General features: G+C 64.5%; 13 protein-coding genes. 7 read left to right on the top strand and 6 right to left on the bottom strand.

Annotation, left to right across the window (positions count from 1 at the left end; genetic code table 11):
- Positions 1 to 89: 89 nt before the first annotated feature.
- From C8C98_RS18895 to C8C98_RS18885, 3 genes are all read right to left on the bottom strand, one after another.
- On the bottom strand, positions 90 to 1,811 hold the full coding sequence (locus C8C98_RS18895) for a tannase/feruloyl esterase family alpha/beta hydrolase (protein ID WP_233574604.1): 1,722 nt from the start codon (positions 1,809 to 1,811) through the stop codon (positions 90 to 92).
- A gap of 47 nt (positions 1,812 to 1,858) precedes the next feature.
- On the bottom strand, positions 1,859 to 2,881 hold the full coding sequence (locus C8C98_RS18890) for a tripartite tricarboxylate transporter substrate binding protein (RefSeq protein ID WP_121455526.1): 1,023 nt from the start codon (positions 2,879 to 2,881) through the stop codon (positions 1,859 to 1,861).
- Between the two features lie 99 nt (positions 2,882 to 2,980).
- Positions 2,981 to 3,457, bottom strand: coding sequence for a DUF3237 domain-containing protein (locus C8C98_RS18885; RefSeq protein ID WP_099741156.1), 477 nt, complete (start codon positions 3,455 to 3,457; stop codon positions 2,981 to 2,983).
- 122 nt (positions 3,458 to 3,579) lie between these two features.
- Here C8C98_RS18885 and C8C98_RS18880 point away from each other — a divergent pair, with 122 nt between their 5' ends.
- From C8C98_RS18880 to C8C98_RS18850, 7 genes are all read left to right on the top strand, one after another.
- Entirely contained in the window at positions 3,580 to 4,419 is an 840-nt protein-coding gene (locus tag C8C98_RS18880; protein WP_199726618.1) for a LuxR C-terminal-related transcriptional regulator, read from the top strand.
- 147 nt (positions 4,420 to 4,566) lie between these two features.
- Positions 4,567 to 4,824 carry a PepSY domain-containing protein gene (locus C8C98_RS18875; protein ID WP_121455525.1) on the top strand — a complete coding sequence of 86 codons (258 nt, stop codon included), beginning with the start codon at positions 4,567 to 4,569 and terminating at the stop codon, positions 4,822 to 4,824.
- A 47-nt stretch (positions 4,825 to 4,871) separates the two neighbouring features.
- Positions 4,872 to 5,417, top strand: coding sequence for a cytochrome b/b6 domain-containing protein (locus tag C8C98_RS18870; RefSeq protein ID WP_121455524.1), 546 nt, complete (start codon positions 4,872 to 4,874; stop codon positions 5,415 to 5,417).
- 14 nt (positions 5,418 to 5,431) lie between these two features.
- Positions 5,432 to 6,097, top strand: a complete 666-nt coding sequence (locus C8C98_RS18865; protein ID WP_121455523.1) for a response regulator transcription factor — start codon at positions 5,432 to 5,434, stop codon at positions 6,095 to 6,097.
- Positions 6,084 to 7,451, top strand: a complete 1,368-nt coding sequence (locus tag C8C98_RS18860) for a HAMP domain-containing sensor histidine kinase (RefSeq protein ID WP_121455522.1) — start codon at positions 6,084 to 6,086, stop codon at positions 7,449 to 7,451. The genes C8C98_RS18865 and C8C98_RS18860 overlap by 14 nt, the downstream gene beginning before the upstream one ends.
- 25 nt (positions 7,452 to 7,476) lie before the next feature.
- Positions 7,477 to 8,199 (top strand): hypothetical protein, encoded by a 723-nt coding sequence (locus C8C98_RS18855; protein ID WP_233574603.1) that lies wholly within the window; start codon positions 7,477 to 7,479, stop codon positions 8,197 to 8,199.
- Between the two features lie 57 nt (positions 8,200 to 8,256).
- Positions 8,257 to 11,181: a DEAD/DEAH box helicase gene (locus C8C98_RS18850; RefSeq protein WP_121456387.1), complete on the top strand. Its 2,925-nt coding sequence runs from the start codon at positions 8,257 to 8,259 to the stop codon at positions 11,179 to 11,181.
- A 163-nt stretch (positions 11,182 to 11,344) separates the two neighbouring features.
- On the opposite strand, the gene C8C98_RS18845 is transcribed toward C8C98_RS18850, so the two are convergent.
- From C8C98_RS18845 to C8C98_RS18835, 3 genes are all read right to left on the bottom strand, one after another.
- A complete protein-coding gene (locus tag C8C98_RS18845) occupies positions 11,345 to 12,724 on the bottom strand; it encodes a heavy metal sensor histidine kinase (protein WP_121455521.1) in 1,380 nt (459 codons plus the stop codon).
- 2 nt (positions 12,725 to 12,726) lie between these two features.
- On the bottom strand, positions 12,727 to 13,407 hold the full coding sequence (locus tag C8C98_RS18840; RefSeq protein WP_121455520.1) for a heavy metal response regulator transcription factor: 681 nt from the start codon (positions 13,405 to 13,407) through the stop codon (positions 12,727 to 12,729).
- 75 nt (positions 13,408 to 13,482) lie between these two features.
- Positions 13,483 to 16,668 (bottom strand): CusA/CzcA family heavy metal efflux RND transporter, encoded by a 3,186-nt coding sequence (locus C8C98_RS18835; protein ID WP_121455519.1) that lies wholly within the window; start codon positions 16,666 to 16,668, stop codon positions 13,483 to 13,485.
- Between the last annotated feature and the right edge of the window lie 8 nt (positions 16,669 to 16,676).

Here is a 16,676-nt window from a genome sequence, read left to right as displayed (position 1 = left end):
GCAAGGCCAGTGTGGCTGTGCAAGATGCAGACTAGGGGGCAGACCGGGCGCCCTGCCTTTGTCCGCCCCATGCCTGCCATCTTTGCGCGCTAGGGTGCTGTGCAGACAAAGCTGCTGGCATCCTCTACGCTGCCTGTGCCCTTGTATTTGGCAAACTGTGGGTAAGGGCACAGGGGCCGCGTGCGGTTCGGAAAATCAGCGCTGCTGGCCAGGGCCTTGGCGGTGATGCTCTGCGGTGCAATGCCTTTTTCCACCCAATCCACCATGGTCTGGATGGAGTCGAAATTGTCAGTGGCTGGCCCGCCAGCGCAGTGGTTCATGCCGGGTACCAAAAAGGTCCTTGCAAAGTTCTGGGTGGCTGCCATGCCGCCGTTGTTGGCCGCCAGGCGCTCGTAGTAGTCGATGGTGTCAAACGCCGAGAAGATGGGGTCTGACATGCCGTGGATGAACAGCATCTTGCCCCCGCGCTGCTGGAAGGCGGCCAGCTTGTCATCGCGGTACGTGTCGTAGATGGCTGAGTAAGCCTCCATGCGGGCAGGGTCCGTGTCAAAGTGGAACTTGAGCGGGTCGAATTCCACATCGGGGGGCGTGAAAAATTCGTTGGTCAGCGCGTCCACCATGAGGGTGATGTAGCGGGCGTCGGGCGTGGCTGTGGTGGAGTTGCCCAGCGTCCAACTGCGCCAGCCCGAGGCTGCCAGACCGGCGTCCCAGGGCTGGCCCGTGTACAACGCTTTGCCTGCTGAATTGCGTGGACCGGCAAACACATTTTTGAGTGCGCCCACTTGCGCTGATGACAGGCAGCGGTCGGTCTTGCTGCCGCTGCATTGCAGCACGGCGGGGTCGAACGCCTTGCAGGCCTGGAAGTTTTGCGCCAGGCCATCGACCACCCCGTCGGCGGCGTCGCATGTGGCATTGACGGCATTGGCTACCAGCTTGAGATCGCCATTGCTGAAGGCCTGCGACAGGATGCGCTTGCCGCTGGCGTCTTGCGGAGCGATGGCATTGAACTGGATGGTGTTCCACATGGCGGCCACCGTGGCGCCGCTGGACACGCGCATGGCGGGCGCCCCTGCGGTGATGCCGTCAAAGTAGTCTGGAAACCGCTGCGAGAACATCATGCCCTGGCGTCCACCGCCCGAGCAGCCCGAGAAGTACGAGCGGTCTGGCTTGCGGCCATAACGGGTGCTGATGAGCGACTTGGAGGCCACCGCCGTTTTGTCGTACGAGTTGTAGGCGTGGTCAATGCGCGCCTGTGGGTCGGCACCAAAGCTGGCGCTGGTGCCGCTGTGCCCCGCATCGGTGGACACCACGGCAAATCCTTGCCGCAGGGGGGACGCGGTGCCGCCCGAGATGCTGGAGCTGAGCGATGTGTCGCGTAAGACGCCATCATTACCCCCACCACCAATGAACAGAAACCGCCCATTCCATTGGTCCGGCAGGCTCAGCTGGAAGCCGATGGCGTAGTTTTTGCCATCCACGCCCACGCGGGGGTTGATGCTGCCGGTGACCACGCAGTGCCCAGGCAGAAAGCTGCCCGACGTGGCGCCTCCAGGGCGGCGGGTTTCCGCAGGTACGTAGCTGGTGGCCAACGTGGTGCCGCCGAGCTGGGCCTTGGCGACCAGGTCGGCACAAGCGGCCGCCGGATTGGCTGCGTCGGTGACCAGCATGGCGCTGCCGCCGCCGCAGGCACTCAATGCCAGCGTCAGCGGTGCCAGCAGTGCTGTGGGCCAGAGGCTGGTGCGCATTGCTGGGCCCGTTTTGCTGGGCGTGGTCTGAATGGCCCGGCGATTTTTTGGGCGTCCTTGGGGCATGGCGGTGACTCCTCGTATTGTTGTGTTTTGCGGAAGCTGGCGCAGGATCAGTCGGCCTTGAACCCGGTCGCAGCCACGGCCTTGCCCCAGGTCACGGCATCGGCCGCAATTACACGGGCAAACTCCTCACGGCTGGTGCCCGTTGCCCGAAAGCCTGCTTCTTCCAGCTTGACCTTGCCATCGGCCGATTGCACGGCCTTTATCACGTCGGCCTGCAGGCGCGCAAGGATGTCGGGTGGCGTCTTACTGGGCGCCACGATGCCAAACCACGAATTGAATTCCAGGCCGCTATACCCCTGCTCCTTCATGGTGGGCACATCGGGCAGCGCGTTGGACCGGGTGCCCCCTGTGGTGCCCAGGGCAATCAGCTTGCCCGCCTTCACATTGGGGGCCGCCAGGCCCACGCTGGCAAAGACGCCCTGGACATCGCCGCCAAACAAGCCTCCCAGCGCGTCGGCCGTGCTTTTGTAGTGCACGGGCTCGGGCTTGAGCTTGACGGCTTCGCCAAACATGAAGGCGCCAAAGTGGCCCGGGGTGCCCGCACCAAACGTGGCCAGGAACAGCCCCTTTTGCTGCTGTGTCCAGGCCACAAAATCTTTGACGTTGCGCGCGGGCACCTTTTGCGGGTTGACCAGCAAGGCAAAGTCTGCGGTGACAACTTGGCTGACTGCGGCAAAGTCCCTTTGCGGGTCGTAGGGCAGCTTGTTGTAGCTGCTGGGGGCAATACTGAGCTGGCCCGTTTCGCCCAGCATCAACGTGTAGCCATCGGGGGCTGCGCGTGCGGCCTCGCTGGCGGCAATCAAGCCGCCCGCGCCGGGCTTGTTGTCAACGATCACACCCAAGTTGCCCCAGCCCTCCGAGAGCTTTTGCGCCAGCAGCCGGGCCACGATGTCCGGCCCCGTGCCTGCGGCAAAGCCCACGATGATGCGCACGGGCTTGTTGGGGTATGGCGCCGTTTGCGCCCAGGCCCCAGTGAAGGGCGCGAGGCTGGTGGCCAGCACCGCAGCCATGCTGGCAAGCTGGAGGGCGCTGCGGCGGGTGGTTGGGGCGGGGTGGGGTTGGTGTGTCATGGCAAAGGTCTCCTGGTGTTTTTCGAGTGCTGGGTGTGATTGCTGTGATGGGCCCATGGCGGGCCGAGAAGCTGATCGTTCTGGCATGGGCTGAGGTGTCTACATCACCTCCCAAAAGCGCATGGCCACTGCATCCGGGTAACGGGCGCCGCTGCCGGTGAATAGGCGCTCGGCAATCCAGCGCAAGGTGGGGGACGCGGTTTCAAACTGGGGGCTGCAGCGAAAGTAGATGAGTGCAGGGTCCACCAGCTCGCCACGTGCCAGCTGCGCCATCAGCTCCGGCGGGCCTGAGCGCAAGGCGCGGTTTTGCACATAAACGAGGTCACCGGCATCGGTCTCCAGCGTGTAGCGGGCGTCCAGCTCGGCCAGGGTGTCGCTCACGATGAGCTGAAAATCGGCCCCTCCCGCCAGTACCCGCGCTTGCCAGCCATCGCCCGTGGCGTGGCCACCGGTGATGGGGATCAGGCGGCGCAGGCCATGCACGGTGCGGCCCACCTCTTGGGGTGCGCCCACCTGCACGCGCAGGTCGGCAAAAAAGCGCAAACGGGGTTCAGGCAATGGGACAGGTTCGGTCATAGTGGGCTTTGAGGTTTTGGCAAGGTGCAACGCAACCTAGCGTAAGCCCTGTGGCGCTTGATTCGCGTCATCCCTGAAGATGACACGATGACTTTCAACTGCCGTTGCGCTGCATACCACCCATGAGGCACTGGCTCCCAGCAAGCACCTTGGGCGATGGTATTGCGCCGCCGCCCACTCACGGCACGGTCGCTGCCCTGGGCGGCATGGTCCAGCGGTTGGGCGATGCCGGCTTTGCCAGCGGCTTGCTGCAAGAGCTGGCCCCTGTGCTGCCCGCAGCGTCGTGGTCGGTGTACCGCACAGGGCGCCATTGCCAACCCACGCTATTCATGTCTGCCAGCCACGGCATTCCAGACACCACGCGAGATTGCTGGTGGGCCTACCTCTCAGGCCCTTATCGCAGCGACCGCACTTGGGGGGAATCGGTCGCAGCCGCTCCCAGCACCCGCTTGTGCCACCTCACCGCCAGCGAAGTGGGCGGCGAACACCAGGCGCGCGTGTATGAGGCCCACGGCATGGCCGAGCGGGTCTCCATCGTCGAGCACGAAAACGATGGCGCCGTGTTTGCCGTCAACTTTTACCGCCATCAGCACCAACGGCCGTTTCTGGACCGGCAGATCAGCGACTTTGAAACCGTGGCCCCCGTACTGCTAGCCCTAGCGCGCAAGCACATTGCCCTGGCCCAGCAACAGCCTGTGGCCTTGCCAACCACCCCTACCCCGCCCCATGCTTTGCCCCAGCAATTGCCTGCGCTGCGCGAGCGCCTGCTGCGTGCCCACGCGGGCCTGACCGAGCGCGAGCTCGACGTGTGCACTCGCCTGCTGCAGGGTATGACGCAAGAGGGTATTGCCTGCGACCTGGGTCTGAGCCTGCCCACCGTCAAAACCTACCGAAACCGCGCCTTTGGCCGCCTGGGCATCCATTTTCGCAACGAGTTGTTTGCGCTGGCGCTGGGCCACTGAGCCTTGGCAGGCGGCGCTGTCGCCGGGCACCCCTCCTCTTTTCAAGGGGCCTTCGCCCTTCATCCCCTCTTAATCTTGACCGCTTCCAATGCAGTTCGTGGGCAGACAGCCTGCGCCTTCTCGGTTCATCTTCTTTGAAAGTTACCCATGAAACTGCACATCACCGCACTCGTTCTGGCCCTTGGTTCTGCTGCTGCCTTTGCTGGCCCCACCTGCAATGTTCCGCAAGACAAATGGATGAAAGAGGCCGACTTCAAGGCCGGGCTGGAAAAGCAGGGCTACCGGATCCGCACCTTCAAGGTCAGCAAGGGCAAGTGCTACGAAATCTACGGCTTGGACAAAGCAGGCAAAAAGGTGGAAATCTATTTCGACCCCGCCACTGGCGCTGAACTTGAACGCAAGTAAAGCAACGTCGCGCAGACCGATCCCGGCCATTGCCAAGCGAGTTGCCCATGAACCCTAGCCCTTCTGATCAAGCTCCCTCAGCCACCAGGGTGTGGGATTTGTTTGTTCGCATTTTTCACTGGAGCCTGGTCACTTGCGTGGTCTTGAACCAGTTTGTGCTGGAAGACGGCAAAACTGCGCATGAGTGGGTGGGCTACACCGCCAGTGCACTGGTGCTGGCGCGCCTGGTGTGGGGCTTCGTGGGCAGCAGGCACGCGCGGTTCAGCGACTTCTTCCCCACCCCTGGCCGACTGGCCCGCCATGTGCAGGCCCTGCGCCAGGGTCAGCACTTGCACTATGAGGGGCACAACCCACTGGGCGCCTTGATGATGCTGGCGTTGATGGCACTTGTGCTGGCCCTGGGCGCCACGGGCTGGCTGCAAACCACTGACGCATTTTTTGGCGAAGAATGGCTGATGGAACTGCACGAAAGCCTGGCGCAAGCGCTGCTTTGGGCTGCAGGATTGCACGCGGTGGCGGCCATTGCCATGGGGAGGCTGGAGCGCGTGCGCCTGGTGCGCGCGATGGTCACGGGTGTGAAGCAGCGTTTTTGAGACAAGGGCCCCAGGTGCGACTGCTGCTGTTGGAAGACGACCTGACGTTGGGCGAAGGCCTGCGGGATTATCTTGGGCAGGACGGTTACTTGGTGGACTGGTGCTCCACACTGGCACAAGCCCGGGTGTTGGCCTCCGATCCTTACGACGCGTGGCTGCTCGACTGGAATTTGCCCGACGGATCAGCCTTGGACTGGCTGCGGGGACTGCGATCCAAAGGGGCCAAGACCCCGGCGCTGGTGCTCACCGCGCGTGATTTGCTCAGCGACCGCATCCACGGCCTGGACAGCGGGGCGGATGATTTCCTGGTCAAGCCCTTTGCCCCTGAAGAACTGTGCGCCCGCCTGCGCGCCCTGTTCCGGCGTATGGCGGGTGGCACCCCTTGCAAGACGTTTGGAGCCGTGGAAGTGGCTTTGGCCGACAAGACCGTGCGCCTGCACGGCCAGCGGGTGGAGCTGACGGCCCGCGAATGGGCGGTGCTGGAGGCCTTGGTGCTGCGCGCCGGGCGCACCGTTTCAGCCTCCGACCTGGAGGCGCTGGTGCTGGGGTTGGACAGTGAAATCAGCAGCAACGCCCTGCAAGTGCACGTTTTTCACCTGCGCAGCAAACTGGGCAAAGGGCTGATTCAGACTATGCGTGGCTTAGGTTACCGGATAGAGGCACCCCATGCCATTGGCTGATGGCCTGCGCGCGGCCCATCCTCCGTCCATTCTTGGCCGGTTGACGCAATCGCTCTTGTGGACTGCCATTGCTTTTGGTTTGCTGACCACCCTGGTTGTCTGGCTGGTGATGGCCCATGAGATGGGTGAGCTGATGGACCAGGAGCTGCGCGAGACTGCCGAGATTTTTCATGGGATGTTGGCGGCCCAGCCTGCCGAATCGGCAGGTGGCCCGTTGAACGCCACTGCCGGCCCGCACTTTGGGTACGAGGAGCACTTGGTCCGGCAAGTGATCGACGCAGTGACGTTCGAGGTGCGGCAGCGCTCACACAAGGCACCTGCACAGCCTTTGCTGGCGAAGGCAGACGCCAAAGCCCTCTGGACTGCCGATGGTCAATGGCGCGCTTTTGCCTTGCCCTTGAGCCCACAGACCACGCGCTATTTGGTGGTAGCGCAAAGCCGCAATGAGCGCGATGAGGCACGCAGCGAGGTGGTGCTCTACACGCTGGGCGCAGCCCTTTCGTTGGGGTTGCTCTCGGCGTTGTGGATGAGCTGGCGCATCCGCCAGGAACTCAGCCCGCTGGGGGCCCTGAGCCAGCATGTGCAACGCTACGACCCCCTGCGCCCCGAGACGACGCCCCGCGCTGAGCCCAGGGCGGAGCTGGTGCCTATCGAAGCTTCGGTGGCTGAGCTGGGGCAGCGGCTGGCCCGGCGTGTGGTGAGCGAGCGTGCCTTCACCGCCCATGCTGCCCATGCCTTGCGCACGCCTGTGGCGGGTATTGATGTGCAACTGGCCCTGGCCATCAAGGAGGCCCCCGAAGCCATTCGCCCCCGCCTGGTGCGGGCCCGCGAAGCCGCTGGGCGTCTGGGGCGTGTGATGCAGGCGTTGCTGATGATGTTTCGCAGCGGCATCGAGCCAAAGCGCCAGCCGATTGAGCTGGAACCATTTATCCGGTCGCTCTCGTTCCACGATTTGAACATTCAGATCCAAGCGCAAGAGCCTCTCTTTGCCGACCCCGATCTGCTTGCGGCCGCTTTGCTGAACCTGCTGGACAACGCCCAGCGTTTCCACGCGCGCACAGTTTCAGTCACGGCATGGAGCAGGGGCGCAGAGACTGTTCTGCGCCTGCAGGATGACGGCGACGGCTGCACCCTGCAAACCAAGTCGGATCTGCAGCAGGCGCTGCGGCAGCAAGCTTACGCACAGGGCAGTGCCATGCGTGGGCTGGGCTTGGTTTTGACCGATCTGGTGGTCCGCGCACATGGCGGGCATACTTCTTTACCCGATTGTGCCCAAGGCTTTTGTATTGAGCTTTGTTGGCCAGATCCGGTGCTGGGCCCTTTGGCCCCGCAAGGCCAAAGAGCCACCCCATAAAAATGCCCCGAGAGAGAGACCCCCGATGAGAACCCAACTTCAACCCCCTCACCCCATAGGCACGGTGCGCCTGTGCGCAGCGCTCTTGGGCCTGGCAAGCGCCCTGGCCGCACATGCCGAGGCACCGATGCACACCGACGACGCAGGCACCCTGGACCAAGGCGCGATGAAGCTGGAGGCTGGCATCGGCCGCGATGGCAAAACCCGGGGGGGCGAGCTGCTGTGGGGCGCAGGGGTTTTGCCCAACCTGGAAATGGAAGTCTCGCTGGCACGGGCCAAAGACCGCAGCACCGCACCATCGACCACGTTGCGAGGGCGTGGGCTGGGGCTGAAATGGGTGCCATGGCAAAACGAAACGGGATGGTCCCTGGGGGCGCGGCTGGATGTGGGGCACACCCGCGTGCGCGACCATGCCACCCCGGTGCGTTTGACCCACCGCGAATACGCGCTCACCGGCTTGGCGACCTACCGCTTTGCGAACGAGCAGGTGCTGCACCTCAACGCGGGGCGCAAATCCACCAAGATGGATGGCGTGCGTGTCAACGCTGCCACCTGGGCCGTGGGGTACGAGCTGCCGTTGGCGCAGCGGCTGCAGTTCACCTCTGAGGTGTATGGGGAGCGGCACACCCGCCCCGACAAGGCCGTGGGCCTGCGCTATGAAGTGGCCGATGGGCTCAAGGTCTCTGCCGCTGTGGGCCGAGGCAATGGCCGCACCTTCAGCCAGTTGGGCATGGCCTGGGAGTTTTGAGCCTGGTTCTGGTCGCCGGTGCTGGGCCTCTGGCCAGCACGGCACAATCAGCAGCCTATGTCTGCCCCTGGCGCCCACCCTGCAGAGCCCATTCCGCCCCGGTCTGACCGCGCTGCCCTCGTGCAGGCGTGGTTACAGGCCCTGCGCAGCCAGGCCAGCAGCGCCCAGCTGCAAGCCCTGGCGCCGCTGAGCGACGCCGAGGCCGCCCGCGTGATGGCACTGCTGCGTGGCGATGCCCACGCGGCGCAGCCCGGGCCATGGCCCAGCGCCACAGCTGCGGCCAAGCCCAAAGACGCCGACACGGGTATTGCCCCAGGCCATTTCACCCCCCGCATCACCCTGATGACGCTGGGCCGGGGCGATGGCCTGCTGGGCCTGCAACCGCAGGGCAAGCTCGGGCCGCGCGGCGACAGCGTGACGCTGGTGCAGATTGACTGGACCTACCGCACTGATGGCGGCGCCACTTGGCAGGCGCCTGCGCCTACCTCGATCCTGAACGCCCGCCCTGCCCCTGTGCAGGACCTGTTTGACACCGGCGGCCCTGTGGTGCGCATGCAGCGCAACCTGGCGGCTGAATCCGACGCCATGGACCGTGTGTGGGACCTGGGACTGATCCCCGTGGACGCGAGCAAGCTGCAATGGCGCCACCGCGCCGCTGTAGCCACGCTGGGCCCCGTGTGGACGCTGCCGCAAGAAGCGCACTTTGGCGACTTCTGGGCCGAGCAGATTCCCCAGCTGCGCGCTGAGGGGTGGAGCGTGGTGGTGCGGCCCGGCTTTGCGCACGAAAGCGTGCCCGTGCTGCGCTGGAAGCTGCACATCGCCCCCGACACGGGCGAGCTGCTGGGCAAGGAAGTGGACGGCCAGTTGGGTTCGCGCGAACGCCCCGTGCAAAAGCTCATGCTGCCCGAGCGCGAAGGCGCCTGGCTGCTGACGCTGGGCATTGAGATTGACGGCCAAACCCTAGACCTCGCCCCGCTGCTGGCCGACCTGCTGCGCCGCGATGCGCGCTGGCTCAACGCCCAGCAAATGGCCGCCATTGACGACCTGGCCATCATCAAGCTGCGCGCCCCGGGCGGTAAACGCATTGAGGCCCCCGCCGGGCCGCTCAAGGCCATTGTGGGCGCGATGGTGGACCTGCTGACCGACCCTACCCGTAACCAGCGCAAGGACGGCGACCCGCTGCACCTGGGCGCCTGGGAGGCCCGCCGCATCGAGGCCCTGCGCGCCGGGCTGGTGCAGGCCCACCGCGTAGGCACCGTGAACGGCTGGAGCAACGACTGGCAACTGCAGGGCGACGCAGGCCTGGCCCACCTGGCCCAGCGCCTGCGCCGCATCGGCACGCCCCAGCCTGTGGCCGCACCGCAGGGGCTGCAAGTGCAACTGCGCCCGTACCAATTGGAGGGCCTGGCCTGGCTGCAATACCTGCGCGAACAAGGCTTGGGCGGCATATTGGCCGACGACATGGGCCTGGGCAAAACCGCACAGGCCCTGGCCCATGTGCTGGCTGAAAAGGAAGCCGCTCGTCTGGCCCGGCCCGCGCTGGTGGTGGTGCCGACCTCGCTGCTGTTCAACTGGCAGGCCGAAGCCGCCCGCATGGCCCCCGGCCTGCGCGTGCTGGTGTTGCACGGGGCCCGCCGGGGCGAGCGCTACCTGCAGATTGCTGACCACGACCTGGTGCTGACCACCTACCCCTTGCTCTGGCGCGATGTGGACGCGCTGGCCGCGCAGCCCTTTCACTTGCTGATCCTGGACGAAGCACAGATGGTGAAGAACGCCGGCAGCCGCAGCGCCCGCGCCCTGCGCCGCCTGCAAGCCCCGCATCTGCTGTGCCTGACGGGCACCCCGCTGGAAAACCACCTGGGCGAGCTGTGGGCGCAGTTTGACTTCTTGATGCCCGGCTTTCTGGGCGATGTGCGCAGCTTCAACGCCCGCTGGCGCAAGCCCATCGAGGAAAACGGCGAAACCCTGCGCGCCCAGCTGCTGTCACAGCGCGTGCGCCCTTTCATCCTGCGCCGCCGCAAACAGGACGTGGCCACCGAACTGCCGCCGCGCACCGAGACCATCCTGCGCGTGCAACTGCAAGGCAAGCAGCGCGAGCTGTATGAGGCTGTGCGCACCACGGCCGACAAGCAGGTGCGCCGTGCGCTGGAGCGACAAGGCTTTGAGGGCTCTCAGATCGCCATCCTCGACGCCCTGCTCAAGCTGCGCCAAGTGTGCTGTGACCCCAGATTGGTAAAAGGCATAAAACAAGCCCCCCACGCTCCGCCGCTGCGCGGGTCGCGGCCCCCCGAGGGGGACGCTTTTTTGTCTTGGGGCGGCCCGGCGGCAAAAAGGACCGCGCAGGCGATGGAGCGCGCCAAGCTCGAACTGTTGGCCGACATGCTGCCCGCCCTGGTCGATGAAGGCCGCCGCGTGCTGGTGTTCTCGCAGTTCACCGAAATGCTCACGCTGGCGGCAGAGTCGCTCAGCGCACTGGCCCTGCCCTACCTCACCCTCACGGGCCAGACGCCGTCGGGCCAGCGCGGTGCCGTGGTCAAGAGTTTTCAGGCACAGGACGAAGCCAGCGCGCCCATCCTGCTGGTGAGCCTCAAGGCCGGGGGCGTGGGCCTGAACCTCACCGCCGCCGACACCGTGATCCACCTCGACCCGTGGTGGAACCCTGCCGTGGAGGAACAAGCCACCGCCCGCGCCCACCGCATCGGGCAAGACCAGCCGGTGTTCGTCTACAAGCTGGTGGTGGAAGGCAGCATTGAAGAACGGATGCTGGAGCTGCAGGCCCGCAAGGCCGCACTGGCCCAGGGCGTGCTGGGCCACGATGCAGAGGGCGCGGTGAAATTTAGCGAGGCTGACCTGCAAGCCCTGCTGGCGCCACTGACCGAGCCAGCCAACAACCCTCTGGGCATCCCCGGCGAAGACGCGCTGCGCTGGGGCGGCACCGGCAAACGGCGGCCTCGGCCCCTGCAGCCACCCGAAGCCGAATGAAATGGCCAAGGGCGCCGAGCCGCTTGGTTTGGCAGCGGGCCAAGAACTTGTTCAAGGCTCATAGGGCTTCCAGTTTCATTGATTTTGGCCTCTGGCGCCCGATAAATAAGCGCTGGCAGCTATTGAAAATATAGCAAATGGCAGTCCCTGCAGCTGAGCTGTATCAGGGGTTACCTTGCGTCAGCTCTATGCCAATTTCGGTGTGCCCGCCATCGCTGCGGGCCGTGGGTTGGCCGCCGTGCATGCGCGCGATGGCGGCAGTGATGGCCAGCCCCAGGCCATGGTTCTTTTGCCCATGGGCCCGCGAGGCCGTTGCCCGAAAGAATCGGTCAAAGATGCGCTCCAGCACCTGGGGCGCCACCGCATCACCTTGGTTGCCCACCACCAATCGGACCTGATGGCCCGCCAGCGGGGTGATACGAACCTGCACCTCGCTGCCAGGCTTGGCGTATTGGGTGGCATTGGCCAACAAGTTCGACAGCGCCCTTCTGAGCAGCGGTTCGTCAAACCGCCCCGTGTCGTCGCCCTCAATGCGCAGCCGCAGCCCCGCCTCGGCCAGGGCCGCTTCGTGGTACTCGGCCACCTGTGCCGCCAGGGCCGCAAGGCTGGGCACAGGGGTGCGCCGGGCCAGTGCGCCGCGATCGGCCTGCGACAGGAACAGCATGTCGTTCACCATGCCCGCCAGGCGGTGCAGCTCTTCGAGGTTGGAGGCCAGCACCTCGCCCATCTCAAACCGTTCAGGGTGGCGCAGCGCCAGCTCGTTGCTGGCCAACAAGGTGGCCAAGGGGGTGCGCAACTCGTGTGACACGTCGGCGTTAAAGCCCTCCAGTTGCTGGTAGGCCAGGTCCAGCCGCCCCAGCAGGTCGTTGAACTGTGCCAGCAGCGGCACCAGCTCGGAGGGTTGCCCTGTAACGCCCAGGCGAGTGCGCAGGTTGCTGGCCGACAGAGACTGCAGCTGCACTGCCAGCTTGCGCACCGGCAGCAGCCCATAGCTGACGATGGAGAACCCGCCCAGCGAGATCAGCAAGGCCCCGACCAAGGCCGCCACCGCCAGCGTGATACCCAGCCGTTGCAGGTGGCGTGCATCGGAGGTGATGTCCATGGACAGCGAGACCTTGAAGCCCTGACCACCGCCCTCGGGCGGCGGCACCTCAAACGCTCTGCTGGCACGCAGCGCGCCATCGGCATCTGGCAGCACAGCCGGAAACACCAGCGCCCCACTGGGCGTGCGCACAATGAGGCGGAAGTTCTCATGCCCGATGACAAAGTCATTGAGGGGGTGCTGCGGCGGTGCGCTGGCAACCCTTGCGTCGGCACGCGGCGGGGCATGTTCGTCGGTGTTCAGCAGCAGGTGCCGCACGATCGCCTCTTTTTGCGCCAAGGCTTCGTCCTGCCGGGCCGTTTGGTTCAAGGCGATCACCAGGTACACAACCAGGCAAACTGCGCCCAGCCCCACCAGGCTTTGCACCGCCAGCCACAGTGACAAACGTGCGCGCAGTGAGTGGGCCCGTGGGGCCAGCGTGTGGCGTGAGGGTTGCGCCATCGCTATCGAGCCTCCATCACATACCCCATGCCCCGCACCGTGTGCAGCAGGGGTTTCTCAAAAGGCAGGTCCATCTTGGTGCGCAGCCGGCGTATGGCCACTTCCACCACGTTGGTGTCGCTGTCAAAGTTCATGTCCCACACCTGCTCGGCAATGGCGGTGCGTGACAGTACCTGGCCTTGGCGCCGCAAAAACAGCGACAAGAGCAAGAACTCCTTCGCCGTCAGGTCCAGCCGCTGGCCAGCGCGTGTGGCGCGGCGGCGTATCAGGTCCAGTTGCAAATCTGCCAGACCCAGTACAGTGGGCTCGCCTGCGTCGCGTGCCCCCAGGGTGCGGCGCAGCAGGCCTTGTACCCGCGCGCACAGCTCAGAAAACGCAAACGGCTTTACCAGGTAGTCGTCGGCACCGGTTTGCAAGCCGCGCACCCGGTCTTCCACACTCGCGCGGGCTGTGAGCATGAGGATGGGGGTGGCGTGGGTCTGGCGAAAGGCACTCAGCAGCGTGAAGCCATCAATGCCCGGCAACATGCCGTCCAGTATCAGAAGGTCGTAAGCCCCTTCCAGTGCCTGGTGCAGTCCGTCCACGCCGTTATGGGCCAGGTCCACGGCGTAGCCCGCTTCGCCCAGGCCCTTGCGTAGATATTCGGCGAGTTTGACCTCGTCTTCGATGACCAGAATTTTCATGCGAGTGTTCTTTGGCAGGCAAGCGCCATCCCTGCGCTGCGTTGAACAGGCGCTGTGGGACGGCGATGCCAAGGCTTATGCGGGTGTGGCAACCCCAGGATGTGCAGGCTCGGCCGACACGTCTTCGTCTTGCTCATCGGGCTTGTGCGCCAGGCGATACAGGATGGGCAGCACCAGCAGCGTGAGCAGCGTGGACGACAAAATCCCTCCGATTACCACCGTGGCGAGCGGGCGCTGGACTTCAGCCCCGGTGCCAGTGGCGATCGCCATGGGAATAAAACCCAGGGATGCCACCAGTGCGGTCATCAGCACGGGCCGCAGGCGGGTCAGCGCGCCTTCGCGGATGGCGGCGTCCAGTGAAACGCCCTCCTCTCGCAGCGTTCGGATGTACGAGATCATTACCAGCCCATTGAGCACCGCCACCCCGGACAGCGCGATGAACCCCACGGCAGAGGAGATCGACAGCGGGATGTCGCGCAACCACAGCGCCAGAATGCCACCGGTCAAGGCAAAAGGAATGCCCGTGAACACCAGTAGCCCGTCCTTGGCGTTGCCGAACATCGCAAACAACAGCACGAACACCAGCAGCAGTGAGACCGGCACCACGATCTGCAGCCGCTGCGAAGCCGACTGCAGGTTCTCAAACGTGCCACCCCAGCTCGTCCAGTAGCCTGCCGCAATTTTGATCTGGGCCAGGCCCTGCTCGGCCTCTGCCACGAAGGAGCCCACGTCGCGACCCCGCACATTGGCGCTGACCACGATGCGCCGCTTGCCGTTTTCGCGGCTGACCTGATTGGGGCCCGGCGCCAGCTCAAACGATGCCACTTCGGCCAAGGGGATGAAGTGGGTTCGAGCCTCTGCGGCACCTGTTGCACGTGGCAGGGCGATGGGCAAGCGCTTCATGCCGTCCAGGTCGTTGCGGATCGACTCTGGCAGGCGCACCAGGATGTCAAAGCGCCGGTCACCTTCGAACAAGGTGCCCGCCTCCCGTCCGCCGATGGCGGTGGCTACCGTGTCCTGGATGTCGGCCACGTTCAAGCCATAGCGGGCGGCTTTTTCGCGGTCAATGTTCACGGTGAGCATCGGCAGCCCAGTGGTTTGCTCGACCTTGACCTCGGAGGCACCCGGGATCTTCTGCAGCATGGTTGAAATCTCTTCGGCCGAGCGGTTCAAGGTGTCCATGTCGTCACCAAAAATCTTGATGGCCACATCGCTGCGCACGCCGGAGATGAGTTCATTGAAGCGCAACTGGATGGGCTGCGAGAACTCGTAGTTATTGCCCGGGATTTTGCCCACCACCTCCTGGATGGCGGCCAGTAATTCATCGCGTGTGCGGCGTGGCTCGGGCCACTGGTCCATGGGCTTGAGCATGATGTAGCCGTCCGAGATATTGGGCGGCATGGGGTCAGAAGCGATTTCTGCGGTGCCTGTGCGGGCGAAGACGCGGTCGATCTCCGGGACCTTGGCCTTCAGCGCAGCCTCGATCTGGCGCTGCATGGCAACCGACTGCGACAGGCTGGTGCCCGGTATGCGCAGGGCCTGGATGGCAAAGTCGCCCTCATTGAGCTGGGGTACGAACTCGCTGCCCATGCGGGTGGCGATCAACCCGCACAGGACCACAGCCACCCCTGCCACGGTCAGCACCACAGCCTTGGCGGACATGACTCGCTCCAGCAAAGGGGCGTAGATGCGTTTGGCATGGCCGAGAAGGAAGTTCTCTTTTTCATCCACCCGCTGGCCGATGAACAGTGCCACGGCTGCCGGAATGAATGTGACCGATAGAACCATAGCGCCCACCAGCGCCGCCACCACGGTGAACGCCATAGGGTGGAACATCTTGCCCTCGACCCCCGTGAGCGCAAAGATCGGCAGGTACACCACCATGATGATGAGTTGGCCAAACAGCAGTGCGCGGCGCGATTCCTTGGAGGCCAGAAACACTTCATGGAAGCGCTCCGCCCGCGTCAGAGGCCGCCCCACGTGGGCCTGCGCATGGGCCAGGCGCCGCACGCAGTTCTCCACAATCACCACCGCCCCATCAATGATGATGCCGAAGTCCAGAGCGCCCAGGCTCATCAGGTTGGCACTGACCTTGTACGTGACCATGCCCGTGAAGGTGAACAGCATGGACAGCGGAATCACCGTGGCAGTGATGATGGCCGCACGGATGTTGCCCAGGAACAGGAAGAGGATGACGATCACCAGGATCGCGCCCTCCAGCAGGTTCTTCTTGACGGTGCTGATGGCCTTGTCCACCAGCACGGTGCGGTCATAGACGGTGACCGCATGCACCCCTTCGGGCAGGCTGCGGTTGATCTCGCGCATCTTCTTGTCAACGGCTTGCGAAACGGTGCGGCTGTTTTCTCCAATCAGCATGAACACGGTGCCAAGCACCACCTCGCGGCCGTTGTCGGTGGCTGCGCCGGTGCGCAGCTCCCGGCCAATGCCCACGTCCGCTACGTCGCGCACCCGCACAGGTACACCGCTGGCACTGCTCAATATCACATTGCCAATGTCCTCCAGCGATTTGACCTGGCCCGGAGCCCGGATCAGGTACTGCTCGCCGCGCTTTTCGATATAGCCTGCGCCCACGTTGCCGTTGTTGCGGTCCAGCGCCGTCACGACGTCTTGCAGCGTGACGCCCAGTGAGGCCAGCCGCTCGGGAACGGGCGCAATCTGGTACTCCTTGGCAAACCCGCCGATGGAGTTGATCTCCGTCACGCCAGGCACATTGCGCAACTGGGGCTTGATGATCCAGTCCTGGATTTCGCGCAGGTCTGTGGGGGTGTAAGGGTTGCCGTCGGGCTTCTTTGCACCGTCTTTGGTTTCCACCGTCCACAGGTAGATTTCGCCCAAGCCGGTGGAGATAGGCCCCAGGGCCGGGGTGATACCTGCAGGCAGCTTGTCACGCGCCTCCTGGATGCGTTCGTTCACCAGCTGGCGCGCAAAGTAGATGTCGGTGCCGTCCTTGAAGATCACCGTGACCTGCGATAGCCCGTAGCGCGACAGCGAACGGGTTTGCTCCAAATGGGGCAAGCCGGCCATGACGGTTTCTATGGGGTAGGTCACGCGTTGCTCGGTCTCCAGTGGCGAGTAACCCGCTGCCTGCGTGTTGATCTGGACCTGGACATTGGTGATGTCTGGAACCGCATCGATGGGCAGCTTCTGGTAGTTAAAGATACCCAGGGCCCCCATGGCCAGGGCCGCGAGCAGCACCAGCCAGCGTTGCTCGATGGAGAAACGAATCAGTTTTTCAAACATGTGTGTGG

Source organism: Acidovorax sp. 106, from assembly GCF_003663825.1.
Lineage (GTDB): Bacteria > Pseudomonadota > Gammaproteobacteria > Burkholderiales > Burkholderiaceae_C > Acidovorax.
The sequence above is the reverse complement of the archived record's forward strand: the minus strand, read 5'-3'. Positions and strand labels throughout refer to the sequence as shown.